At 60.4% G+C, this 24690-nt stretch carries 22 protein-coding genes; 8 read left to right on the top strand and 14 right to left on the bottom strand.

The genetic code is table 11. From position 1 onward, the window contains the following. Positions 1-29 precede the first annotated feature (29 nt). Both ACLRGI_RS21745 and ACLRGI_RS21740 read left to right on the top strand, forming a co-directional pair. Positions 30-1055, top strand: coding sequence for an alpha/beta hydrolase (locus tag ACLRGI_RS21745; protein ID WP_419203534.1), 1026 nt, complete (start codon positions 30-32; stop codon positions 1053-1055). Continuing rightward, positions 1052-2125, top strand: a complete 1074-nt coding sequence (locus tag ACLRGI_RS21740) for an alpha/beta hydrolase (protein WP_419203533.1) — start codon at positions 1052-1054, stop codon at positions 2123-2125. The genes ACLRGI_RS21745 and ACLRGI_RS21740 overlap by 4 nt, the downstream gene beginning before the upstream one ends. A 15-nt stretch (positions 2126-2140) precedes the next feature. On the opposite strand, the gene ACLRGI_RS21735 is transcribed toward ACLRGI_RS21740, so the two are convergent. From ACLRGI_RS21735 to leuA, 3 genes are all read right to left on the bottom strand, one after another. Beyond that, complete coding sequence (locus ACLRGI_RS21735; RefSeq protein WP_419203532.1) at positions 2141-2965, bottom strand: isoprenyl transferase; 825 nt, start codon at positions 2963-2965, stop codon at positions 2141-2143. A 2-nt stretch (positions 2966-2967) separates the two neighbouring features. Beyond that, entirely contained in the window at positions 2968-3720 is a 753-nt protein-coding gene (recO, locus tag ACLRGI_RS21730) for a DNA repair protein RecO (protein ID WP_419203531.1), read from the bottom strand. A gap of 85 nt (positions 3721-3805) precedes the next feature. Then, on the bottom strand, positions 3806-5545 hold the full coding sequence (gene leuA / locus ACLRGI_RS21725; RefSeq protein WP_419203530.1) for a 2-isopropylmalate synthase: 1740 nt from the start codon (positions 5543-5545) through the stop codon (positions 3806-3808). Positions 5546-5794: 249 nt separating this feature from the next. Here leuA and ACLRGI_RS21720 point away from each other — a divergent pair, with 249 nt between their 5' ends. Then, a complete protein-coding gene (locus tag ACLRGI_RS21720) occupies positions 5795-7747 on the top strand; it encodes a M13 family metallopeptidase (RefSeq protein WP_419203529.1) in 1953 nt (650 codons plus the stop codon). Positions 7748-7818: 71 nt separating this feature from the next. Here ACLRGI_RS21720 and ACLRGI_RS21715 read toward each other — a convergent pair whose 3' ends face one another. The 5 genes from ACLRGI_RS21715 to ACLRGI_RS21695 form a co-directional block, all read right to left on the bottom strand. After that, positions 7819-9381 carry an LCP family protein gene (locus ACLRGI_RS21715; RefSeq protein ID WP_419203528.1) on the bottom strand — a complete coding sequence of 521 codons (1563 nt, stop codon included), beginning with the start codon at positions 9379-9381 and terminating at the stop codon, positions 7819-7821. A 106-nt stretch (positions 9382-9487) separates the two neighbouring features. Then, positions 9488-10483, bottom strand: a complete 996-nt coding sequence (gene era / locus ACLRGI_RS21710) for a GTPase Era (protein ID WP_419203527.1) — start codon at positions 10481-10483, stop codon at positions 9488-9490. Beyond that, on the bottom strand, positions 10434-11765 hold the full coding sequence (locus ACLRGI_RS21705) for a hemolysin family protein (RefSeq protein WP_419203526.1): 1332 nt from the start codon (positions 11763-11765) through the stop codon (positions 10434-10436). Before ACLRGI_RS21705 ends, era begins: the two co-directional genes overlap by 50 nt. Further along, a complete protein-coding gene (gene ybeY, locus ACLRGI_RS21700; RefSeq protein ID WP_419203525.1) occupies positions 11762-12235 on the bottom strand; it encodes an rRNA maturation RNase YbeY in 474 nt (157 codons plus the stop codon). Before ybeY ends, ACLRGI_RS21705 begins: the two co-directional genes overlap by 4 nt. Continuing rightward, positions 12232-13314, bottom strand: a complete 1083-nt coding sequence (locus ACLRGI_RS21695) for a PhoH family protein (RefSeq protein WP_419203524.1) — start codon at positions 13312-13314, stop codon at positions 12232-12234. The genes ybeY and ACLRGI_RS21695 overlap by 4 nt, the downstream gene beginning before the upstream one ends. A gap of 422 nt (positions 13315-13736) precedes the next feature. Here ACLRGI_RS21695 and ACLRGI_RS21690 point away from each other — a divergent pair, with 422 nt between their 5' ends. Further along, complete coding sequence (locus ACLRGI_RS21690; protein ID WP_419203523.1) at positions 13737-14609, top strand: GerMN domain-containing protein; 873 nt, start codon at positions 13737-13739, stop codon at positions 14607-14609. Between the two features lie 30 nt (positions 14610-14639). On the opposite strand, the gene ACLRGI_RS21685 is transcribed toward ACLRGI_RS21690, so the two are convergent. Genes ACLRGI_RS21685 through hrcA form a run of 3 tightly spaced genes read right to left on the bottom strand, consistent with a single transcriptional unit; the run spans position 14640 to position 17601 of the window. Continuing rightward, complete coding sequence (locus ACLRGI_RS21685; RefSeq protein WP_419203522.1) at positions 14640-15413, bottom strand: 16S rRNA (uracil(1498)-N(3))-methyltransferase; 774 nt, start codon at positions 15411-15413, stop codon at positions 14640-14642. Positions 15414-15415: 2 nt separating this feature from the next. Continuing rightward, positions 15416-16543 (bottom strand): molecular chaperone DnaJ, encoded by a 1128-nt coding sequence (gene dnaJ, locus ACLRGI_RS21680; protein WP_419203521.1) that lies wholly within the window; start codon positions 16541-16543, stop codon positions 15416-15418. Between the two features lie 50 nt (positions 16544-16593). After that, positions 16594-17601 (bottom strand): heat-inducible transcriptional repressor HrcA, encoded by a 1008-nt coding sequence (gene hrcA / locus ACLRGI_RS21675; RefSeq protein ID WP_419203520.1) that lies wholly within the window; start codon positions 17599-17601, stop codon positions 16594-16596. 181 nt (positions 17602-17782) lie between these two features. Here hrcA and ACLRGI_RS21670 point away from each other — a divergent pair, with 181 nt between their 5' ends. Both ACLRGI_RS21670 and ACLRGI_RS21665 read left to right on the top strand, forming a co-directional pair. Then, complete coding sequence (locus ACLRGI_RS21670) at positions 17783-18634, top strand: DUF3097 domain-containing protein (RefSeq protein ID WP_419203519.1); 852 nt, start codon at positions 17783-17785, stop codon at positions 18632-18634. A gap of 122 nt (positions 18635-18756) precedes the next feature. Further along, positions 18757-19170, top strand: a complete 414-nt coding sequence (locus ACLRGI_RS21665; RefSeq protein WP_419203518.1) for a DUF4870 domain-containing protein — start codon at positions 18757-18759, stop codon at positions 19168-19170. Positions 19171-19235: 65 nt separating this feature from the next. Here ACLRGI_RS21665 and hemW read toward each other — a convergent pair whose 3' ends face one another. Next, positions 19236-20465: a radical SAM family heme chaperone HemW gene (gene hemW / locus ACLRGI_RS21660; RefSeq protein ID WP_419203517.1), complete on the bottom strand. Its 1230-nt coding sequence runs from the start codon at positions 20463-20465 to the stop codon at positions 19236-19238. Further along, positions 20466-22319, bottom strand: a complete 1854-nt coding sequence (gene lepA, locus ACLRGI_RS21655; protein WP_011774924.1) for a translation elongation factor 4 — start codon at positions 22317-22319, stop codon at positions 20466-20468. Between the two features lie 159 nt (positions 22320-22478). Here lepA and ACLRGI_RS21650 point away from each other — a divergent pair, with 159 nt between their 5' ends. Both ACLRGI_RS21650 and rpsT read left to right on the top strand, forming a co-directional pair. After that, positions 22479-23003: a type II toxin-antitoxin system PemK/MazF family toxin gene (locus ACLRGI_RS21650; RefSeq protein WP_419203516.1), complete on the top strand. Its 525-nt coding sequence runs from the start codon at positions 22479-22481 to the stop codon at positions 23001-23003. A gap of 178 nt (positions 23004-23181) precedes the next feature. Continuing rightward, positions 23182-23442 (top strand): 30S ribosomal protein S20, encoded by a 261-nt coding sequence (gene rpsT / locus ACLRGI_RS21645; RefSeq protein WP_419203515.1) that lies wholly within the window; start codon positions 23182-23184, stop codon positions 23440-23442. 109 nt (positions 23443-23551) lie between these two features. Here the strand turns inward: rpsT and holA are convergent, their stop codons facing one another. Next, complete coding sequence (gene holA, locus ACLRGI_RS21640) at positions 23552-24568, bottom strand: DNA polymerase III subunit delta (RefSeq protein ID WP_419203514.1); 1017 nt, start codon at positions 24566-24568, stop codon at positions 23552-23554. Positions 24569-24690: the final 122 nt, after the last annotated feature.

The following is a 24690-nucleotide window of genomic DNA, read 5'->3' as shown; positions in this document are numbered from 1 at the left end:
GACCGGTGGATCGAGGCTAAGCTAAAGCCATGGAGTGGACGGCTGACATCCTGGGAACCGACTTCCAATCCTGCGGCCTGGATGCCACAGGCCCGGATGGCGTGGTCCGGCACGCCACCTTGATACGGCACGGGGTCGAACCCGGGCGCCGGTCCAACGACGACGGCGAGTCACCGCCGAAACGCCACGGTGCCGTACTTTTCCTGCACGGTTGGAGTGACTACTTCTTCAATACAGAGCTGGCCGGCTTCTGGGCCAGGCAAGGCTACGATTTCTATGCCCTTGACATGCACAACCACGGTCGGAGCCTTCAGGCCGACATGCCGGGCGGTTACGTCGCCAACCTGTCCGACTACGATGCCGAAATTGAAAAAGCCATCGAAATCATTCATAGCGATCGCGCGGCATCCTCTGTGGGGAGCCTGACCTTGATGGGCCATTCAACAGGCGGGCTGGTGGCAGCGTTGTGGGCAAGCCGCCATCCTAACGACGTCCAGTACCTTATTCTCGACAGTCCATGGCTCGAAATGCACGGTAGCTCACTGGTGCGGCGCGCCGCGCAAGCCATGGTATCCCCCATCGCAAGGATCCGCCCTGAGACAGTCTTGAGATTGCCCGAGCGGGGCTTCTACTTCCGGAGCATCAGCAGCACCGCGGAAGGGGAATGGGCCCTGGATGAGACTTACAGGCCTCCCCTCGCTTTTCCAGTCCGGGCCGGCTGGTTGAGTGCTGTGTTCGCAGGCCATTCCCAAGTGGCCCGCGGCTTGAAACTGGAGATGCCGGTGCTTGTGCTGACGTCGACTACCAGCGCCAATGGCATGGTGTGGCAGGAATCGATGCGCCGTTCGGATGCCGTGCTGGACGTCGGCGTAATCGCCCTGCGTGCCATGGCCCTGGGACGGACAGTTACCCTGGAACGCATCGACGGAGCCCTCCACGACGTCTTCCTTTCAGCCCCCGCAGTAAGGAAGGATGCCTATGCACGGCTTGCCCGGTGGGTCAACGGATTTATGAACAACGACAAGCCGGAGCATCGGCGGGAAAGGGACATATGACCATTACTCGGGAGTCAGTTCCGCTGTGGAAGCCCGATGTCCTGGGCCACGGCTACGAGTGCATCGACCTGCCCCTGAAAGCCGACGAAGAGGGCCCGGTCAAAGCGACCCTCGTCAAGCATGCACCACCGATGGCTCATCCATCCCAGCAAGGGGTCCTGGATTTCCTGGCATCATTTACCAAACGAAAACGCCGGCCCGCCCTGCCTGATCCAGGCGGTGCACCGAGGGTAGTACTTTACTTACACGGATGGGCGGACTACTTCCTTCAGACCGAACTGGCAGAGTACCTGACGGCATCGGCATTTCACTTCTATGCCCTTGACCTGCGGAAATTCGGCCGCAGCCTGTTGCCGGGCCAGACGCCGGGCTACACATCCGATCTTGGCGTTTACGACGAAGACCTTGCCGCTGCCATTCGTGAAATCGAAAAGGATGTGGCCTTGAGGACCAAGGACTCCACACCGCCGACTATCCATGTGCTCGCCCATTCCCTGGGCGGTTTGATCGCGGCACTGTGGGCCGACCGCAATCCCGGCCGCGTGGGTACCTTGGTCCTGAATTCGCCGTGGCTGGAGCTCCAGGGAAGCAGCCTTGTCCGAAGTATTGCCATGCACTTGGTGGAACCCTTCGCCCGGACCGATCCCAAGCGGCCTTTCAGATTCCCGGAAATGCCTGCGTACTGGGAAAGCGTCAGCAATGAGGCACATGGTGAGTGGATGTTGGACCCGGTGTGGCGTCCGCGGGCCTCATTTCCCATCCGGGCCGGATGGACCAAAGCAGTTCTTGCAGGCCACGCTGCGGTAGAACGCAAGCTCAACATCGATGCCCCCGTGTTGATCCTACTTTCGGGACGGACCAGGATTCAGGCCGAATGGACCGCGGACCTCATGAGAGCCGATGCCGTCATTGACGTTGAGGAAACGTCGCGCCGGGCGCTTGGCCTTGGCCGGCGAACTGCCGTATTCCGCTATCCAGGTGCCTTGCACGACGTCTTTCTCTCGCGGCGCACCGTCCGCCAACAGGCTTACCGTGACGTCGCCGTATGGCTGGCGGCCTACCCCTACTGATTTAACTGGTATGCGCTACTTAACAGCCGCGGCCGCATCCACTGCGCCTCCATAGCGTCGATCGCGTTTGGCATAAATCTCGACGGCGTCCCAAAGGGTCCGCCGGTCCACGTCCGGCCATAACGTGTCCATGAAGACGAACTCCGCGTAGGCCGACTGCCACAGCAGGAAATTGGAAAGCCTCTGCTCTCCAGAACTGCGGAGAAAGAGATCCACATCGGGAAGGTCCGGCTCGTCCAAATACTTCTGGATGGTCTTTTCCGACACCGACCCCGGCTTTAGCCGCCCAGCGGCGACGTCGTGCGCGATGGCGGAAACGGCGTCGGCAATCTCCGCACGGCCGCCGTAATTAACACACATGGTTAACGTGCAGGTGTCATTGGCGCGCGTGTAGTCTTCTGCCTCTTCGAGTTCCTTGATGACCGATCCCCATAGGCGTGGCCGTCGACCCGCCCAGCGGATACGGACACCCCACTCATCGAGCTGATTGCGCTGGCGTCGTAGTACGTCCTTGTTAAATCCCATGAGGAACCGAACTTCTTCCGGTGACCGGCGCCAGTTCTCAGTGGAGAACGCGTACACGCTGACGTACTTGATCCCGAGTTCGATGGCTCCGGCCATGACGTCCAAGAGGGCCGGCTCACCTGCCTTGTGGCCCTCTATCCGCGGGAGTCCACGCTGGTTAGCCCAACGCCCGTTGCCATCCATGACAATCGCCACGTGCTGCGGAATGAGCTCACTTGGAATACTCGGCGGCACCGCCCCGGAAGGGTGTCCGTAGGGGGCAACCACGGGTACGGTCCTTGCCGTTGTTGTTTTACTCTTTTTTCCAAGTGCCACTGTTAGCTTCGCTCCACATGTTTGAGTGATTTCAGGGCCCGTTCAAGGTGCCATTGCAGGAAGCTTGCTACCAGGCCTGCAGCTTCCCGCCGGTGCCGCGGATCTGAAGTATCGGCTACGCTCCAGTTACCTGTCAGCAAGGCGCCGAGCAACACCACCGTCTCCGGGGCCGGAGCCGGAGAGCCCGGGGGCCTGCAGTCGTCGCACACCATGCCGCCCACGGGGGCTGCGAACGCTGTATGGGGACCGGGACGGCCACACCGCGCACACGCGGTAAAGCTGGGCGCCCAGCCCCCGGTGGCCAGCGCCCGCAACAAATACGAATCCAAAATGAGTTCAGGTGGGTGGTCCGAACGGCTGAGGGCGGCCAACGCACCAACCAGCAGATTGTATTGGGCGGTTCCTGACTCTGTGTCAGCATCCGTGAGCTTCTCGGCAGTTTCCGTCATGGCCGCAGCAACGGTGAACCGCCCGTAGTCGGCCGCGATGCTACTTCCGTACGCGCCCTTCGCCACGGCCTGGGTCACGATGTCCAATGTCCGGCCGGAGACCAGTTGCAGGTCCGCCACCATAAAGGGCTCCAGGCGAGCCCCGAAGCGGCTGCTGGTCCTGCGGACGCCCTTGGCAACAGCCCGGACCTGGCCATGGTGCTTGGTCAGTAGAGTGATGATTCGATCCGCCTCGCCCAGCTTGTGGGTACGAAGCACCACGGCATCGTCCCGATAGGATCGTGCTGCAAAAGACGGATTGGCCACAACTAATCTTCGCACTATGCCTCGGTCCGGTAGTGTCCGCCGGACCGTGTGGTGACGGTATTTCCCGTCACCACACGGCATATTCTTAGGCCTGGGCGTCCCTGACGGCCCGATTGACCGCAGAAATCAGGGCCTTGAGGGAGGACGTGGTGGTGCTGGGGTCGATTCCCACACCCCACAGAACGCGCTCCCCCACGGCACATTCAACGTAAGCCGCAGCACTGGCACTTCCGCCTTCGGACAGGGCGTGCTCGCTGTAATCGAGCACCCGCACGTCAACGCCGTCGTGGTGGAGGATATCCAGCAGGGCTGCAATGGGTCCATTGCCGTGGCCAGTGCGGCGGACCTCGACGCCGTCGATCCGCAGGTTCGCGTTCATGGTCATGGCCCCGGATTCGTCGGTCTCGGTGCTCACGCTGCCCAGCCCGTAACGACCCCACTGGGCCTGCTCCTCGTCAGAGGGCAAGTACTCGTCCTGGAAGATCTGCCACAGTTGGGCGCCACTGACCTCGCCGCCCACGGCATCGGTCCGCCGCTGGATGACTCCGGAGAATTCAATCTGAGCACGGCGGGGCAGGTCCAGATTGTGCTCATTCTTCAGCAGGTAGGCCACACCGCCCTTGCCCGACTGCGAATTGACCCGGATGACGGCCTCATAACTGCGGCCGAGGTCCTTGGGATCGATGGGCAGGTACGGAACCTGCCAGGTGAAGTCGTCGACCGACTTGCCGGCGGCAGCAGCGTCTTTCTCAAGCGCCTCGAAGCCCTTCTTGATGGCGTCCTGGTGCGAACCCGAGAAGGCGGTAAAGACGAGATCCCCACCGTAGGGCGAACGCTCCGGGACAGGCAACTGGTTGCAGTACTCCACAGTGCGGCGGATTTCATCAATATCAGAGAAGTCGATCATGGGGTCCACACCCTGCACGAACATGTTCAGGCCCAAGGTAACCAGGTCGACATTGCCGGTACGTTCGCCGTTGCCGAACAAGCAGCCCTCGATGCGGTCGGCGCCCGCCAGGTAACCGAGCTCAGCAGCAGCCACACCCGTGCCACGATCATTGTGCGGGTGCAGGGAGATGATGATTCCCTCGCGAGGGTGCAGGTTCCGGTGCATCCACTCGATGGAGTCCGCGTAGACGTTGGGTGTTGCCATTTCCACGGTGGCCGGCAGGTTAATGATGACCTGCTTGTCAGCCGAGGCCTCAAAGACATCAGCAATGGCGTTGCAAACGCGGGCGGCATACTCGAGTTCGGTTCCGGTAAATGACTCCGGCGAGTATTCATAGGTGATGTGCGTATCGGTCAGTGTCTCTTCATACTTCTTGCACAGGCGCGCACCCTGCAACGCAATATCCAGGATGCCGTCTTCGTCCTGGTTGAAGACGACGCGGCGCTGCAAAACGGATGTGGAGTTATACAGGTGCACGATTGCCTGCTTGGCGCCCACCAGGGATTCGTAGGTCCGTTCAATCAGATGTTCACGTGCCTGCGTCAGAACCTGGATGCTGACGTCGTCCGGAATGTGACCGCCCTCAATGAGTTGGCGCACGAAGTCGAAGTCGGTCTGCGATGCCGAAGGGAATCCGACCTCGATCTCCTTATAGCCCATTTTGACAAGCAGCTGGAACATCTTCAGCTTGCGTGCAGGGCTCATGGGATCGATGAGCGCCTGGTTACCATCCCTCAGGTCAACTGCGCACCAACGGGGAGCCTTGGTGATGACCTTATCCGGCCAGGTGCGGTCCGGGACCTCGACAGAGATCTGGTGCTGGAACGGCAGATAGCGGTGAATCGGCATACCGGAGGGCTTTTGTGCATTTCGCATGACGTGTGGCCTTTTCTCTAAGAACTAAGTGAAAGCTTAGCCGGACACAACGGAACTCCGCGGCGAGGATGGCCCAGCGTCAAATAGCTTTCAGGCCTCGCCGCGGCAGCTAAGAAGAAGCATCGCCGTACGCACAAAATCACACTAACACGATGCGTATGATGACAGTGCAACACCTCATGCAACGTCGACTATGCAGACGCCGCGACGGTGGTAACGCCGACTGCAGTGTCCACACAAGGAGCCACAGTGCCACAGTCGGGGATATCTCTTTCAAACATCGATCCCAGCGTCCGGCCCCAGGACGATCTCTATCAGCACGTCAACGGCGCGTGGCTCAACAGCACAACGATTCCGGACGACAGGCCACTTGAAGGTACCTTCACCGCTTTGCGGGATGGCGCGGAACTGGCCGTCAAGGCGATTATCGAAGAAGCGGCCGCCAAAGGAGAGTCGGCGACCGGCGTCGAACGGAAAGTTGGCGGTCTTTACGCCAGCTTCATGGACGAAGAAGCCATTGAAGCAAAGGGAATGGACCCCGTGCGGGGCCGTCTCGATGAGGTCCGCGCGGTGGGTTCTCCACAGGAACTGTCAGCCCTGATTGGACGGCTGTTCCGGCGGGACGTTTCCGGACTTTTCTCCATCTACCCTGCACCGGACGCAGGCAACCCGGAACGCATCGTGCTCTATGTCGGACAGGGTGGCCTGGGTTTGCCGGACGAGTCCTACTACCGGGAAGAAAAATTCGCGAGCATTGTCGCGGCCTACGGCGACTACATTGCCAAGTTGTTCAACCTCGCGGGTGTCCCGGACGCACCGGCAGCCTCCCGCCGTATCGTCAGACTCGAAACCGCGTTGGCAGCACACCACTGGGACAACGTCACTCTGCGGGATCCCAGGAAGACCTACAACCTCAAGACCGCAGCTGAAGCGGCGGAACTCTTCCCCCTGCTGGACACCTGGTTCCAGGCGGCAAGGGTTGAACCAGCGAAGCGACATGAAATTGTGGTGAGCACGCCGGACTTCTTTGCAGGTGCGGCAGCCTTGCTGGAATCCGAGCCCCTTGAAACCTGGAAGGAGTGGCTGACACTGCGGGTCCTCAGCTCAGCCGCCCCCTACCTTTCGTCCGCGTTCGTTTCCACCAACTTCGGCTTCTACGGCACCACACTCAGCGGTACGCCGCAGAACAAGGAGCGGTGGAAGCGCGGAGTGGCTGTTGTCGAAGCAGCCCTGGGCGAAGCAGTCGGCCAGTTCTACGTTGATCGGCACTTCCCTGCCGGACACAAGGCAAGGATGGAGACACTGGTCGCAAACCTGATCGAAGCTTATCGAGAAAGCATCTCGACTCTTGGGTGGATGGGCGAGGAGACCAAGAAAGAGGCGCTGAAGAAGCTGGACGCCTTCCGCCCAAAGATTGGTTTCCCGGACAAGTGGATCGATTACTCAGCAGTGGAAATTGACGCGGCCGATCTCCTCGGGAATGTGGAGCGTGCCCATGATGCGGATGTGGACAGACATTTGGATGAGATAGGGAAGCCGGTGGATCTGACAAAGTGGCTCATGACGCCGCAGACGGTCAATGCTTACTACCATCCAATGCTCAACGAGATCGTCTTCCCCGCGGCAATCCTTCAGCCTCCTTTCTTCACCGCGGACGCGGACGACGCTGTGAACTATGGCGGAATTGGCGCGGTGATTGGTCACGAGATAGGCCACGGTTTCGATGACCAAGGGTCCCAATTTGATGGCAGTGGAGCGCTACGCAATTGGTGGACGGAAGATGACCGTACGGCCTTTGAAGCCCTAACGGCGAAGTTGGTGGCCCAGTACGATGCCTTGTCCCCCTACGCGGCACCCGATCATAAGGTCAACGGCAAGCTGACCCTGGGCGAGAACATCGGCGACCTCGGGGGGCTAACGATTGCGTACAAGGCCTATCTCCTGAGCCTGAACGGAGCCGAGCCCGAGGTCCTTGACGGCTTCACGGGGTTCCAACGGTTCTTCATGTCGTGGGCTGCAGGCTGGCGCCAGGTGATCCGGACCGAGGAAGCGATCCGGAGACTGGCCACTGACCCCCACTCCCCCAATGAGTTCCGGACCAATGCCATAGCCCGGAACCTCGACGCCTTCCACGAAGCGTTCGGTGTGACCGAGGACGACGGCATGTGGATGGAACCAAGGGAGCGCGTCAGCATCTGGTAGTACTAAAAATGCAACGGCCGGCCAGTTCTCCAACGGCCGGCCGTTGCTGTACGCGCCCCCTAAGCAGGGAACTACTGCTGATCTATGTACAGGGGATTTATCTGTTGGCAAACGGAATCTTTGGCCGTTTGGTTGACCACGTCAGACGGTACAGACGCTGCACCATAAGCGGTTCCGGTGCCGAAGTCCGTACCCACGTAGAGCTGCACTCCCGCTACGCCCGGGGCTTCCTGAATCTGCGCGGCAGGGATGCCGAACAAAGTAGCTACGTCGGTAGCCACGTCCGCAAAGCCAGGTCCGTAGTAGAGAACCGTCTGATCCACCGGATTAGCCAAGTAGGACACCGCTTGGGTAAATCCGTTGCCAGTGAGCACGGTCATGAGCTCCTGTGCCCGGGTGGCAACACCGCTGCCGTTGGCAATGGCCACCGGCTGGATCGCTTTGTCGTAGGCAGGTGGAGCAGGAGTGGTAGCCGTGGGCTGTGGGGCAGGGCTTTCGCTGGGAGCTGGCGTGGACGTCGCGCCAGGATTTGTGAGGTCGAGGTCCGCGCGAAGTGCCGCGAACAACTGAGATGCTTGCGGCTCCACGAGTTCCAATCTATTGAGGTCAGCCGAGGCCTGCTGCGTTGGGACAGCCACAAATGCCACCTTCGAAACGTCAATATCCTTGAGCCGCCCACCAATGGTCAACAGCGAGGGAACTGACGCCAAGCCCTCGTCCACGGTCAGGTTCCGCGTGACCACATCCGCGATCTGCAGCAATCTTTGCGGGTTCCCCAGAGTTCCCTCGTCTTTGAGCTTTCTGGTGAGGGACGAGAGGAACGCTTGCTGCCCCTTGATGCGACCGAGGTCACCTCCGTCACCAAAGGCATGCCGGGTACGGAGAAATGCCAAAGCCTGTTCGCCTTCCACAAGGGAATCTCCCTTGGCCAAGCGAAGCCGGGAATCCGGGTCAAACACCGGATCACTGACACAGACGTTCACGCCGCCCACAGCACGGGAAAGCTCCTTGACCGCATTGAAGTCGGCCATCATAAAATGGTCAACTTCCAAGCCCGTCAACTTGTTCACGGTGTCCACCGCGCAACCGATTCCGGCCTCAGCCATAGCCTCATTGATCATTACCCCGCTGCGCGCGGGGAACGTCTGGTTATTGGTGCGATCGGTGCACTGCGGCACGTCAACCAACAGATCCCGCGGGAAACTCAAGACGTTTACGCGTTTGTTGTCTGCGGAGATATCCAGCAGCATCATGACATCGGAACGTCCATAGCCTGTGGAGTCATCAGTGCTACCGTATTCGGCGTTTTTCCCGTCGCGGGTATCGGAACCGAGGATCAGGATCTGCAGGCGATCCGTCTTGTCGTCGACCAGCGGGTCCCCCGCATTGCGTGTTTCCCCTGCGCTCAGGGGCGCCTTGGTGATATTGGTTTGAAGCCGAATGAACCAAAAAGCCGCAAAGGCAACGCCGGCCACAAGCGCTACAGAGACCACTCCGGTAACAATCTTCAACCAGAGTGGCAGGCCTTTGGGTGCCTTCATATGGCGAGGGGTGCCATCGGCATCCTCTCCATGGCGTGCCCCGGTGGGGCCAGCGGTGCCGGTGCCCTGCGGGCGGGCGTCACGACGTCGCACTATTTGGTTTACCTTTCATCAAACAGCTGGATCCCCGCAATCATAGTTGCGGTTTCTGGGAAGTTCCTTATCGGACCCGAAGCCACGCCGGATCCAGTGATGCTAATTAGAACCCGAGTTTGACCAACTGCTTGGGATCACGCTGCCAATCCTTGGCAACTTTAACGTGGAGATCAAGGTAGATCCTGGTGCCCAGCAGCGTTTCAATACCCTTCCGGGCATTGGTTCCCACCTCACGCAACCGGCTTCCCCCCTTGCCGATGATGATGGCCTTCTGAGACGGGCGCTCGACATAGAGGTTCACTCGAACGTCCAACAGCGGGTTGTCCTCGGTCCGGCCTTCGCGGGGAACGATTTCCTCCACTACGACTGCGAGTGAGTGCGGAAGCTCGTCGCGGACACCCTCAAGGGCCGCTTCGCGAATGAGCTCCGCAATCATGACGGCCTCAGGCTCGTCAGTCAGCTCGCCGTCGGGATAAAGCGGCGGCGACGACGGCATATGGCTGATCAAGACGTCTGCCACAGTGGAGACCTGGAAACCATCGGCTGCAGAAACAGGCACAATGTCAGCCCAGCCCTGCTCACCAAGAACGTCGCGTCCCAATGCGGCAACCGCGAGCAACTGTTCCGTCAGCGCCTGACGGTCCACCAAGTCGGTTTTAGTCACCAAGGCCACGATGGGCTTGCGTCCGACGGCGGCCAGTTGCGCCGCAATGTATTTGTCGCCCGGACCGATTTTTTCGTTTGCCGGCAAGCAGAAACCGATTGCGTCGACCTCCGCGAGGGTGTCCGCCACGAGTTCGTTCAGACGCTTCCCCAAAAGAGTACGTGGACGGTGAAGGCCCGGGGTGTCCACGAGGATCAGTTGCGCATCATCGCGGTGGACGATTCCGCGGATGGTGTGCCGTGTAGTCTGCGGCTTAGCCGAGGTGATGGCCACTTTCTGGCCAACCAAGGCATTGGTCAGGGTCGACTTCCCTGCGTTGGGGCGGCCCACGAGCACCGAAAAGCCAGCGTGGAAGCCTCCGAAATCGGCATCGGAATCGAATTTCTTATTTTGCTTGCTCACGTGGAACTCCCTGTTGCGTTGAGTCGGCGTCATCGAGTAGGTCTTCAAAGTCAGTGTCTTCCTTTGGCATGGCTGCCGCAATGATGTGGCTGACCCTGTTTCGGCGACCCTCCAGCCTATCTGCCCGGAGTGATATGCCGTTCACTTCAACGGAGCTCCCAACGATGGGAACCTGACCAAGGGCTTTTGCCAGCAAACCGCCGACCGTATCCACTTCGTCGTCGTCGAGATCGATGTCGAAGAGTTCGCCCAGGTCATCGATGCTCATCCGGGCGCTCACGCGGTACGTGCCATCCCCGAGGTCAACAGCCTCCTCGGCTGCGGCGTCGTATTCATCGACAATCTCGCCAACGATCTCCTCGATGAGGTCCTCAAGGGTGACCAGCCCGGCGGTGCCTCCATACTCGTCGATGACGATCGCTACGTGCGTGGATTCCTTCTGAAGCTCTTTGAGTAGATCGCTCACCGGCTTGGACTCCGGGACGTAACGAGCGTCCCGCGCAAGAGAGTCAACGTCATGGGCTTGTAATCCGGATTCGCTGCGATGCATGGCCGCAGCCACGTCTTTGAGATAGAGAATTCCACGGATCTGATCCGTGTTCTCACCGATGACCGGAATCCTTGAATACCCCGACCGGAGAAAAAGGCCCATAGCCGTCTGGAGGTCCGCGCCCGTGCCAATGCTGACAATGTCCGTGCGGGGAACCATCACCGAACGCACCAGGGTGTCACCGAAATCGAAGACCGAATGAATGAGTTCGGCCTCGTTGTCTTCGATCATGTCCGATTCCGCGGCACGATCCACGAATTCGCGGAACTCTTCTTCGCTGACGAAGGCGTCGTCCCCACTCGGGGCGCCGGGCGCCACAGCCTGCCCCAAGGCGACCAGCCAGCCTGGGATGGGCCCCAGTATCCAGCATAGGAACCTGATTAGCGGTGCAGTAAAGCGAACGACAGGTCCGGAGTGTGCCCTACCCAACTGCCGGGGCGAAACACCCACCAGCACGAAGCCGATCACAGCCATGATGCCGGTCGCAGCAAGCCCCGCGAGCCATACGTTGTCCAGCAGACTGTGCAGGACGACGGCAACGGCAACCGCCGCCGCCATTTCGAACCACACACGCCAGAAACGAAGTGCGCGCATGTGAGCGATCGGGTTCTTGAGAATGCCCCCCAGCGCTTTACCCTTGCTTCGCACTATTGATTGTTCGGCCTCATGCCGCGGCAGGAAGTTGAACGCAGCCTCGGCTGCGGTCAGCAGTGCAACAAAGCTGAGGAAAACCAGCGCCATGCCGACCAGGATGATCCAGGTCACTGCATGGTCTCCGTGGGGGCATCCTTGCCCAGGAATTCAGACAGCAGTTCCCGCTGCAAACCGAACATCTCTTCTTTTTCCTCCGGCTCGGCATGGTCAAAACCAAGCAGGTGGAGAATTCCATGGGTCGTCAGGAGCAGCATCTCATCCTGGGTAGCATGCCCGGCGTTCCGTGCTTGCACCTCTGCCACCTGGGGACAAATCGCGATATCGCCCAGCATGCCTTGCGGCGTGGGCTTGTCCGGAGTGCCCGGCGTCAGTTCGTCCATGGGAACGGACAAAACATCTGTAGCCCCGGGCTCGTCCATGAGTTCGACGTGCAACTTCTCCATGGCCGGTTCATCAACAAGGAGAATGGAGAGTTCGGCCTGCGGGTGAATGTAGAGCCGCTCAAAGATGAAGCGTGACAACGTCACCAGCTGTGCTTCGTCCACTGCTACGCCGGACTCGTTGTTTACTTCAATGCTCATTTACGTTCTCCACGTGTGTACTTTGTTTCGGCTCCATCGCTGCGTTGCGCGTCGTCCCAGGTGCTGTAGGCGGAGACGATGTCGGCAACCAGCCGGTGCCGTACCACGTCAGCAGCCTCCAGGATGGAGAAATTGACGTCATCGATTCCCTTGAGGATTTCCCGAACGATCCGCAGGCCCGACGTTGAGCCAGAAGGAAGGTCTATCTGCGTGACGTCGCCGGTGACCACCATTTTCGATCCAAAACCCAGGCGGGTCAGGAACATCTTCATCTGCTCCGGAGTCGTGTTTTGTGCTTCGTCAAGGATGATGAAGGCGTCATTCAGCGTGCGTCCACGCATATAGGCCAAGGGAGCGACCTCGATGGTCCCCGCTGCCATCAATCGGGGAATGGATTCGGGATCCATCATGTCGTGCAACGCGTCATACAGCGGGCGAAGGTAGGGGTCGATCTTGTCGCTGAGAGTGCCGGGGAGAAAGCCCAGCCTCTCCCCCGCTTCCACAGCGGGCCGGGTCAGGATGATCCGGCTGACTTCTTTTGTCTGCAGGGCCTGCACTGCTTTGGCCATTGCCAGGTAGGTCTTGCCGGTACCTGCAGGACCGATTCCGAAAATCACGGTGTTGTCATCAATGGCGTCGACGTAGTTCTTCTGGTTCAGCGTCTTGGGCCGTATGGTCTTACCCCTGCTGGACAGAATGTTGTGCGTCAGGACATCTGCCGGATTCTGCACGGACTGTGCCCTCAACAGCGACACGAGCTGCTGAAGGATGTCGGGAGTGACAACGGTCCCCTTGGCGACAAGCCCGCGCACTTCCTCCAACAGACGCATAATGCGTGGAATCACTGTGGAAGGTCCGGTCATGGAGAGTTCGTTGCCGCGAACGTGGAAATTGACGTCCTGGAACTGTTCCTCGATGTATCGCAGGGCTTCGTCGTGGCTGCCCAACGAGTGAACCATCTGGTCGGAATTGTCGAACGTGACAACTTCCGTGCGCGTACCCGGTAGTGTGTGCGGGAACTCGGTGGGCGGCGGGTTGCCGTTTCCGGTCCTGAGCCGCCCGTTCAAAGATTCACTCATAGTGCTGGCCTAAGGCCTTTTCTCCTCCGGTTGGTCGTACTAATGCCATCAAATCGACATTCGCGCCGCTGAAAGGAGCCCGCCCGGATGCCGGAATGTCTTCAATCCTACGCCAGCCCGGCCTGTGATGAACCTCAACTGAGGGCAACTTAAGGGCCCGCCTGCCGTGTCCTACATTTTGTCTCAACTCGGCATCGAGCCGGTATCAATCATGTTTCAGTTGGCTCCGGTCAGCCGAATCCCGTCCGACCGCCGTCGACGATGTGCCAAGCTGGCATAGCGGGTGGCATGAACACCCTGTGGCGCGGCGTTGCTGATGCGCCCGCCGAAAGACACAGTAAGGCAGGAATCCCATTACGAAGCCGGTAAGTATCGTCAATGGCACGCGCAGTCGGACGAAGTCCGTTGTCGCCATCCCAGCGATGCTTGCTGTCCTTTTGCTGACCGGTTGCATCGCCAACGGCGGTGGTAGCCAAGCCAGCATGAGTTCGCCTCCGGTCACCGTTCAGGACGCCCCGGCCAGCCACGCCCCGCTGGAGACTACGCAGGCTTCCACCAAGATTCCGGTGTACTGGATCGGGCGCAGCAAGGAAGAGGTTTACCTCTACCGTGAGTTCAGAGACATTTCGAGCGACGAAAACCCCGTGACCACAGCGCTTCGGATAATGATGGCTGAAAAGCCGCTGGACCACGACTTCTTCACGCCCTGGCAGGAGCCCGGAAGTCTCGCGACGTCCATCTCGGGCAAGAACATAATTACCGTTGATATTTCGCGGGACGCCTTCAACTCAAACCTCGACGCCGGGATGGCGCAACGCGCAGTTCAGCAGTTGGTCTATACAGCTACCGCAGCAGCCTCGTCCTCGGGACTCATCAACTCGGGCCAGCAGATTCAAGTGGTGATTCTGGTTGACGGACACAAGGACTACATGGCATTCGGGCAGGTGCAGCTCGGCCAGCCCATGGAACGGAATGCTTCTTTGGTGGCGCCGCTGTGGATTATTGATCCCCAAGAGGAAACATCCTTGCCGGCAGGTGTGGTGAAATTCAATGGCCGCAGCACCGACAGCTCAAGGCCCATCAGCTGGCAGATTCTCCAAGAAAACGGCAAGGGCGAAAAGACCAGCCTGCTCACGGGCCAGGCCAAGGCAACCGGTGAGCAGGGGCAGTACGGACTTTTCACTTTCAACGTCACGTTGAAGACCGGCAAGTATGAATTGCGCGTTTCTCAAGTCGACGAAGCCGGAGCAACCATCGAAACGAGCACGGATACCCGCCTGTTCAACGTCGGATAGCTAGCGGCGCCATCCGCCGGCAGAGGCCTGTTACCAGCGGCCCAGGATGTCACTGGCAAGAACGACGGCGGCAGGACCCGCCGTCGACGACCGCAGGACGTGGTGACCCAGCAAGGCCGTTACGGCCCCGGCATCACTGAGCCGAGTTACTTCACGCGGTGAAATTCCGCCCTCTGGCCCAACGATCAATAAGACCTCGCGCGGCGTCCCTGCAGCCGCATAAGGCAACGCCTCCCACCCTTCAAGGACGGTCCGCAGGGGATTCTTTGCGTCTTCATGCAGGATGATGGCCAAGTCAGCGCCCGCGACAGCCTTCGCCAGAGCGGCGGTATCCACGATGGACCGCACTTCAGGAATCCAGGCACGCCGCGCCTGCTTGGCTGCCGCAGTGACCACCGACTGCCACTTCGCGTGCGCTTTGGCAGACCTTTCGCCCTTCCAACGCACGATGGCGCGTTCGGACTGCCAAGGAATGACGGCATCTATTCCGAGTTCCGTAGCAGTCTCGATAGCGAGCTCATCGCGGTCACCTTTTGCCAGTGCCTGGACCAGCACCATCCGCACGTCCGGCTGGTGCTCGAGGAGCACGTCGGACGCCATCACGGTCAAGGTGCCTGATCCGGCGTCGACCACGGTGCCTATCAGGCGCACCCCTGCACCATCGGCAATATCCACCGGCTCGCCTGCAGAAAGTCGCTTGACCGTGACAGCATGCCGGGCTTCAGGACCCTCAAGTACGAAGGTGGAACCGGGGATCACCTGGCCGAGGCTACCCGCGTCAGTGAAGAAAACGGGATTGCTCACGGTTAGAGATTACCCAGCTTGTCCCGCAGCTTCGCGAACATGCCGCCGCTGGCCACAAGCTTTCCTTCGGTGAACTGCTCACCGCGCAGCTTGGCGAGCTGCTGCAGGAGTTCTTCCTGCGCCGGGTCCAGCTTGCTGGGAGTTTCTACGTGCAGGTGCACCTTGAGGTCGCCGCGGCCGTAACCTCGCAGATGGGTGACGCCAAGACCGCGGAGGGTAATGACTTCACCCGACTGTGTGCCGGCCTTCACGTCGATGTCCTGGGCGCCGTCGAAGGTATCCAGCTGCAGCTCTGTGCCAAGTGCTGCCGCCGTCATGGGCACGCTCAACGTGGCATGAAGGTCGTCGCCTTCACGCATGAACATGGAATCGTTGTTGACCCGGATCTCTACATAAAGATCGCCGGCCGGACCACCCGCGGGCCCTGCTTCACCCTGTCCGGACAACTGGATGCGGGTACCGGTTGCGACACCTGCCGGGACTTTGATGGTGAGGGAACGACGGCTGCGGATGCGGCCCTGTCCATTGCACTCGTTGCAGGGGTCCTTGATGACCGTGCCGAAGCCTTCGCAGGATCCGCAAGGGGCGGTGGTCATGACCTGGCCCAGGATGGACCGGACCGCACGCTGAACCTGGCCGCTGCCACCGCAAATGTCGCAGCGTTCCGGGTGAGTGCCCGGGCGGCAGCAGCTGCCATCACAGGTGGGGCAGATTACCGCGGTGTCCACTTCGAGCTTCTTGTTGATACCAAACACGGCGTCCTTCAAGTCGATGCGGACGCTGATGAGCGCGTCCTGGCCGCGACGGACCCGGGAAGCCGGGCCGCCCTGGCCACCGCCTCCACCGAAGAAGGTGTCGAAAATGTCCTGGAACGCGAAACCCTGGCCGGAATAGCCGCCGCCGAAACCGTTGTCAGTGCCGTTCTCGTTGCCGGTGGCATCGTAGACGCGGCGCTTCTGGGGGTCGGACAACACCTCGTAAGCGTGGGTTACGGCCTTGAACTGTTCCGCGACATCTTCACCGGGGTTTACGTCAGGGTGCAGTTTCCGCGCCAACTTGCGGTACGCCTTTTTGATCTCTTCCCCGGTGGCTTCCGGCGAGACTCCCAAAACGTCATAGTGGCTGCTCAAAGTCGGTATCTCTTCCTTGTCGTACTGCGGATGTTTCCTCGGACGGGTGTTCAGCCGCCGAGAATGCGGGAAAGGTAACGGGCCACGGCGCGAACGGCTGCCATGGTGGTGGGATAGTCCATGCGTGTCGGACCGAGAATCCCAACTTTGGCACCGGAGCCGTAGCCCGTTGCCACGACGGAGGCCTCAGCCAAGCCGTCATAGGGATTCTCACGTCCAATGCTCACTGTGACGCCTCGGGGATCATCCCCCATGTCGGACAACAACCGGAGCATGACAACTTGTTCCTCGAGTGCTTCGAGGACCGGACCGATACTCAAGGGGAAGTCCACGTTGGAGCGGGCGAGGTTAGCCGTTCCCGCCATCAGGATGCGCTCCTCGCGGCTGGTGTCGCTGAGGGATTGGAGTCCTTGAGCCAACGTCTGGGCCAGATTGCGGAGTTCCGGCGGGCACAGGGCAACTACCGAGGGAAGTACTTGCGGCAACAAAGCCAGTTGTGTGGCGGCGATACTGCCCAGGAAGCGGGACCTCAGCAGCATCAGGGCCTCGTTACTTACGTCCGAGCCGGCATCGATAACTTTCTGCCCGACGCTACCCGTGTCCGCAATCAGGACTACCAGCACCTGTTTGGGGGCCAGGAGAACAAACTCCACATGGCGCACCAAGGCACGGTTCGAGTGTGGATACTGCACGACGGCGACCTGGTTGGTCAGCTGCGACAAGAGCCTCACCGTGCGCTCCAGGATGTCATCGACGTCGTCAGGGCCTTCAAGCAAGGAATGGATGGCTCTCCGTTCGGCGGCCGAGAGCGGCTTGACCTGGGAGATGCGGTCCACGAAAAGGCGATAGCCCTTGTCCGTGGGAATGCGGCCTGCACTGGTATGGGGCGCTGCAATCAGGCCCTCTTCTTCCAGGACCGCCATGTCGTTCCTGATGGTGGCGCTTGAAACACCAAGGTGGTGGCGCTCGACCAGGGCCTTGGACCCGACAGGCTCCCTGGAATGCACGTAGTCTTCAACGATGGCACGCAGTACTTCCAACTTGCGTGGTTCGCTCATTGCTCCACCTCCTGACGCCTGCCATGGTCGCTGCGACCGGTCACCGCGGGATCCCTCAGGATCACCGCACTTAGCACTCAACATGCCCAAGTGCTAACTAGTCTAGTATGAGCCACCCCGTTGCTAGCATTGAAACTGCCCATGGCCGGCATCAATCAACCCAGCAAAAGGTAGGCATTCCTTGGCTTTCGACACGTGGGGTCCGCAGGATCTGGCAGCTCCTGCCAAACGACAACTGCCCGAGGTACCCGTTCAACGCGGGATGGTCCTCGAGGACGTCCAGTCTGGTTGGGTGGGCGAGGTCACGCGGGTCGAAAAGACCGGCGGCATGCACATCGTGTCCCTGGAGGACAGGCGGGGGAAGACAAAGTCCTTCCAGCTCGGGTTCGGCTTCCTGCTTGAGGGGCAGCCCATCCGCTTGATGCCCCCGGCTCTCCGGCAAACGGCGGCGCCCGCGCAGGCCGGACGAACGGCCTCGGGTTCGGTGAAGGTACAGGGCCAGCGTGCCCAAGTAGCCAGGGCCAGCCGCATCTGGGTGGAAGGAAAACACGACGCCGAACTCGTCGAGAAAGTCTGGGGTGACGATCTCAGAGTGGAAGGTATCGTCGTCGAACCCTTGCACGGTGTTGACGACTTGAAGTCCGCCATCGCGTCTTTCAATCCAGGCTCGGGACGCCGCCTCGGCATCCTTGTGGACCACCTCGTCCCTGGCTCCAAAGAGTCGAGCATCGCCGCCGAGGCCATGAAGGTGCCTGGGGCGGCAGGAAACGTTTTGATCGTCGGTCACCCCTATGTGGACGTGTGGCAGGCCATCCGTCCCAAAGTCCTTGGAATTGACGCCTGGCCCGCCATACCCCGCGGCGTCGATTGGAAGACCGGCATCCTCAGCGCCTTTGGCTGGCCTCACGAGACCGCGGAGGACATAGGCTTGGGCTGGCAGCGGCTACTCGGGGCTGTTAGCACCTATGCCGACCTCGAGGCATCGCTGCTCGGTCGTGTGGAGGAAGTCATTGATTTCCTGACAGTTCCTTGAAGCAAGGTCAGTGAAGGACCAGCAACTACCGTGTCACCAGGGCTTTGGTCCCGGGAACGCCACCGGGGCCGGTATTCTGGGACAGCAACACCGCAGCATCTTTACAGCAAAGGGAAGACACCGTGGCAGATAACGCTCCTGAAGAACCGGGCAGCGCCGCAGGCCGGCCCCAGTACCATGGCGCGCCTGCCAACGCACTCCCGTTGACGGCCAGCGAGGACCGGCAATGGGCTACCTTGGCCCATTTTGGGGGCATTCTTGGGTGCCTGCCGTCCCTTCTGATCTACTTGATTTTCCGGGATCGCGGACCGTTCACCGCGCAGGAATCAAAAGAAGCCCTGAACTTCACGCTGCCGCCTACCATCGCCGCAGTGCTGGCCAACATCCTGGTGCTGTTGCCCGTGGTGGGTAACATCTTTGCCGTCATAGCTACCGCTATCTGGGTGGCCCTGACCTGCTTCTCCGTCTCTGCGGGAATCCGGGTGAACCACGGCCAGCCGCACCGCTACAAAATCAACCTGCGCTGGATCAAGTAGTTACGCTCCGCCCCTTTGAAGGCGGCAGGTGCGATTAGCGGGCAGCCGGTTAGCTGCCAGCGGGGTTAGTCGGGAAGAATCCTTCGGACTACAGCGTCAGCCAAGAGCCGACCCTTCAGCGTGAGGATCAGGCGACCCTTGAATGCCTGCACGGGATCAACCAATTCGTCAGCTATCAGCCCGGCCATCGCTTGCCGTCCGATCGCATCCAAAGCATCCACCGCCAACCCCGTACCCAGCCGTGCTTCAAGCATGATCCGCTCAACTTCGCGGGTTTCGGCGTCGAGGGTTTCCCGCCCGGCAGCCGGCGAGCTTCCCGCACCCAACCGTCCCGCATAGGCGGTGGGGTGCTTGACGTTCCACCATCGCACACCTCCCACGTGGGAGTGCGCTCCGGGTCCGATTCCCCACCAGTCATCCCCTCGCCAATAGGCGAGGTTGTGGCGGCACGCTTGGTCCGGGGTCTTGGACCAGTTGCTGACCTCATACCAGCTCAAGCCAGCTTGGGAGATCAATTTGTCGGCCAACTCGTATTTGGCGGCGTGGTCGTCGTCGTCAATTCCGGGCACTTCGCCGCGCCGGATCTGGGCCGCCAACTTGGTCCCGTCTTCGACGATCAGTGCGTAAGCGCTGATGTGATCAGGTTGGTAGGACAGCGCAGTCTCAAGAGACAACTGCCAATCCGTCATGGACTCCCCCGGCGTACCGTAGATGAGGTCCAAGCTCACAGAGAGCCCTGCTTCACGCGCCCACTGCACCACCAGTGGCACGCGGCTCGGCGTATGGGTGCGGTCCAGTACCTTCAGGACGTGCGGGACGGCAGATTGCATGCCGAAGGAGACCCTGGTGAAGCCGGCATCAGCCAGCACCTTCAGGGATTCGGGGGTCACGGAATCGGGATTGGCCTCAGTTGTCACCTCAGCGCCGGGTTCGAGTCCCCATTGGTCCACGGCGGCGCGCAGGATCTTTGCAAGGTCTTCCGCGGGGAGCAGGGTGGGCGTACCGCCGCCAAAGAAAACGGTGCTGAGGGGGCGTCGGGGCAAACCGGAGGCGTCCAGTGCCATAGACGCGAAATCGAGCTCAGAGACAGCCGTAGTTGCGTAGGCATCCTGTGAGGCTCCACCACCTAGCTCGGTGGCCGTATAGGTGTTGAAATCACAGTAGCCGCAGCGAACGGCGCAAAACGGGATATGGACGTAGAGCCCGAACTTACGGTGCTCGACGCCGGCCAGCACCTGCGGGGGAAGTATCCCATCCGCAGGTGCCGGATCGCCCAAAGGTAGGACGCTGGGCATTTACTTCTTGGCCTTGTCCTTGGACTCGTCAGTGGTCAGGGCTGCGATGAATGCCTCCTGGGGCACCTCAACGCGGCCCACCATCTTCATGCGCTTCTTGCCTTCCTTCTGCTTCTCCAGCAGTTTGCGCTTACGGGTGATGTCACCGCCGTAGCACTTGGCAAGAACGTCTTTGCGGATGGCCCGGATGCTCTCACGGGCGATGATGCGGGATCCGATGGCGGCCTGGATGGGCACCTCGAATTGCTGCCTGGGAATAAGCTCGCGGAGCTTTCCCGTCATCATTACCCCGTAGGCGTAGGCCTTGTCACGGTGCGTGATGGCGCTGAACGCATCCACTTGTTCACCTTGGAGCAGGATGTCTACCTTGACAAGGTCGGCCACTTGCTCGCCGTCGGCCTTCCAATCCAGCGAGGCATAGCCGCGGGTTTTGGACTTCAGGAGGTCGAAGAAATCGAACACAATCTCGGCCAGCGGGATCCAGTAACGGAGCTCCACGCGGTCTTCGGAAAGGTAATCCATGCCCCGCATCTGGCCACGACGGCTCTGGCAGAGTTCCATGATGGAACCCACGAACTCATTGGGCGCCAGGATGGTGGCAGATACCATCGGTTCGCGGACCTCGGAAATCTTGCCCGTGGGGTACTCGCTGGGGTTGGTGACGTGGATGACCTTCTTGTCCTCCAGGGTGACCTCGTACTCCACGTTGGGAGCGGTGGAGATGAGGTCCAGGTTGTACTCACGTTCGAGGCGCTCACGCGTGATCTCGAGGTGAAGCAACCCAAGGAACCCGACGCGGAAACCGAAGCCCAGCGCTGCGGACGTCTCGGGCTCGTACACCAGTGCAGCGTCGTTGAGCATCAACTTTTCGAGGGCGTCACGGAGTACCGGGTAATCCGTTCCATCCAGGGGGTAGAGACCGGAGAAGACCATCGGCTTGGCATCGGCGTAACCGCTGAGCGACTCCGATGCCGGCTTGGCCAGGTTGGTGACAGTATCGCCAACCTTGGACTGGCGGACGTCCTTCACGCCGGTGATCAGGTAACCCACCTCACCAACGCCCAAGCCCTTGGACGGCGTGGGCTCCGGGGAGCTGACACCAATTTCCAGAAGCTCGTGGGTTGCCCGGGTGGACATCATCTGGATGCGTTCGCGGGGGTGCAACATGCCGTCAACCACCCGGACATATGTAACGACGCCGCGGTAGGTGTCGTAGACCGAGTCAAAGATCATGGCCCTGGCAGGAGCGTTCGGATCACCGACGGGGGCAGGCAGATCCCGGACAATCTTGTCCAGCAACGCTTCCACGCCAACACCGGTCTTGCCCGAGACCTTGAGGACATCCTCGGGGTCGCCGCCAATGAGATTGGCCAGTTCTGCCGCGTATTTCTCGGGCTGCGCGGCCGGGAGGTCGATCTTGTTCAGCACAGGAATGATGGTGAGGTTGTTCTCCATCGCCAAGTACAGGTTGGCCAAGGTCTGGGCCTCGATGCCTTGCGCAGCATCGACCAGCAGTACGGCACCTTCACAGGCGGCCAGGGAGCGGGAGACTTCATAAGTGAAGTCGACGTGGCCAGGAGTATCGATCATGTTCAACGCATAGCTGTTGCCATCAAGTTCCCACGGCATGCGAACTGCCTGTGACTTGATGGTGATGCCGCGCTCACGTTCGATATCCATACGGTCCAGATACTGGGCCTTCATGTCGCGTTGCTTAACGACGCCGGTGTACTGCAGCATGCGGTCGGCCAAGGTTGATTTACCGTGGTCGATGTGGGCAATGATGCAGAAGTTCCGGATGATGGCCGGATCTGTTGCGGCGGGCACCGGTGCGGTGCGGGCCATGGGAGACACGCAGGATCCTTACTGTCGACACTCGCGCGGTAATTCCTGCAACTAGGCATAGGCCAGCCGGAATACGCCGCGCATCTGATCCTCTAGTCTCCCATGAACCGGCGCTTCGCCGTACATTGCATGCCCCGCATTCGCAGCAGCCGGCTGTAGCGTTGTCACATGGCTTTCGACTTGCGCCTCTTGGGCAAACTTCTCCTGCGATCCCTCAAAGTTCTCGGAGGCGGCACCAAGACGGCCACCACGTCAGGCGCAACCGGGCAAAGAACGCGGCGAACCGCCGTCGTACATCAACCCGACTCCTACCCCGGCGACTTCAGCGGCCCGGTCAAGGCCAACTACTCCCCAAAGCCCGACGGCAAACCTGATCCTGGCGAGATTGTCTGGAGCTGGGTCCCCTATGAAGAGGACCACACGCAAGGCAAGGACCGGCCTGTACTTCTGGTGGGCCGGGACCGTGAGTGGCTCTTGGGCCTCATGCTGACATCCAAGGACCACGACAACGGCGCGCGCGCGGACGACTACGTTGACATTGGAACCGGCTCCTGGGATCGACAAGGAAGGCCGAGCGAAATAAACGTGGGGCGCGTCATCCGGCTTGATCCCAGGGCTATTCGGCGTGAAGGTGCCGTGCTGGGAGAGGTGCAGTTTCACGACGTCGCCCGAGCCCTCCAAACGCGGCGCTAGCCGCGCTGAATGCCCAGGACTGCGCGGGCCCTGAGTTTCTGCTATCCTTTATAGCTGTGTGTCCGTGCAGGTCGACGGCCATGCATGGTTGGCTGCCATAGGCATCCCCACGCCGCTCAGTCGATGGCCAACCTGAAAACCCTCTAGACCATTTCCGCATTAAAAAGAGAGTTCATACGTGGCTAATATCAAGTCCCAGAAGAAGCGCATCCTCACCAACGAAAAGGCTCGCCTGCGTAACAACGCAGTCAAGTCCGAGCTGAAGACGGCCATCCGCGCCGTCAACACCGCCGTTGAGTCTGCCGACAAGGATGCTGCTGGAACTGCACTTGTTGCTGCCAGCCGCAAGCTGGACAAGGCTGTCAGCAAGGGCGTTATTCACAAGAACAACGCTGCAAACCGCAAGTCTGCGATCTCCAAGAAGGTCAGCGCACTCTAAGGTTTTTCCAGTTCGACTGAGCTGATCAAAAGGCCGGTACCCCTTCGGGTGCCGGCCTTTGGGTTTAACATGCAGTGTGAGCGCGCCGGCAGTGACGCAGCATGTTGGCTCAGCGGCGACTGGCAGACGTGGCAATCACCGTGACCGCGTGTTCCACCGCGTAGACCGGGTCACGCGATTCACCCTTCACCTGGGCATCGGCTTCAGCGATGACCTGAATGGAGCGGATCAGGCCTTCGGGGGTCCAGCGCCGGACGTCACGCTGGGCTTGCTCAACAAGCCACGGCTGCATTCCCAGGTTCTTGGCGATAGCGGCAGGAGAACCATTGGCTCCGGCAACTTTGGCCAGGGTCCGCAGCTTGGCCGCCAGTGCCGCCACCAGGGGAACCGGATCCACACCCGTAGCCAGGGCGTGCCTCAAGGTGGATAGTGCCACGGGCCCGTTACCGGCCATTGCAGCATCCGCCACCTTGAAAGCCGTAGCCTCTACCCGGCCGCCGTAGTACCGTTCCACGGTCTCCGCCGTCACGGCGGTAGTAGCATCGGCGATTAGTTGGCTGCATGCTGCTGCAAGTTCGGAAAGGTTGGCGCCCACAGCATTGACCAGCGCCTGGACAGCTTCACCCTCAATGCGACGCCCACCAGACTTGAACTCAGAGACGACAAATGCGGTCTTGTCAGAGTCCTTCTTCAGCGGCTGGCAATCAATAACGGGCCACCCGGCCGACTTAACGGCGTCTAGAAGTTTTTTACCGCGAACACCCCCCGCATGACGCAAGACAAGGACAACGTCTTGGTCCGGATGCCGGAGATATGCCAATCCGTCGGCAAGAAAGGGATCATTCATGGCTTCGAGGCCTTCAACCTCAATAAGTTTCCCTTCGCCAAAGAGGGATGGCGTGACCGTCATCGCCAAGGATCCGGACTCGTAGGAGCCTGCGTTCAGTCGGGTGAGCTCGACGTCAGGGGTGGCGCTTCGGACCTGGGTACGGATGCCATCCATGGCCCGGATACCGAGATATTCTTCGGGCCCCATGATCAGGACGACGGCGGCCGGCGCAGCATCGCGCCAACTGACGGTGTTCGCCGCGACGCTCTTGGCCCGGGTGTTCTGGGCAGCAGCCACTCGTGGTTCCTTCCGGACGTTTCTTTGGAGACTTCAAGTCTGCCATGTTTGGTGAGGACCCTTCACAACTACTTTGCGTGCTTGGACTCTCACGAGGCACCCGAACGCTCCCCTAAGCAGAC

The organism is Paenarthrobacter sp. PPS72 (genome assembly GCF_048537125.1).
Lineage (GTDB): Bacteria > Actinomycetota > Actinomycetes > Actinomycetales > Micrococcaceae > Arthrobacter > Arthrobacter nitroguajacolicus_E.
Note: the sequence above shows the minus strand (reverse complement) of the source record. Positions and strands in the feature narration are given on the sequence as shown.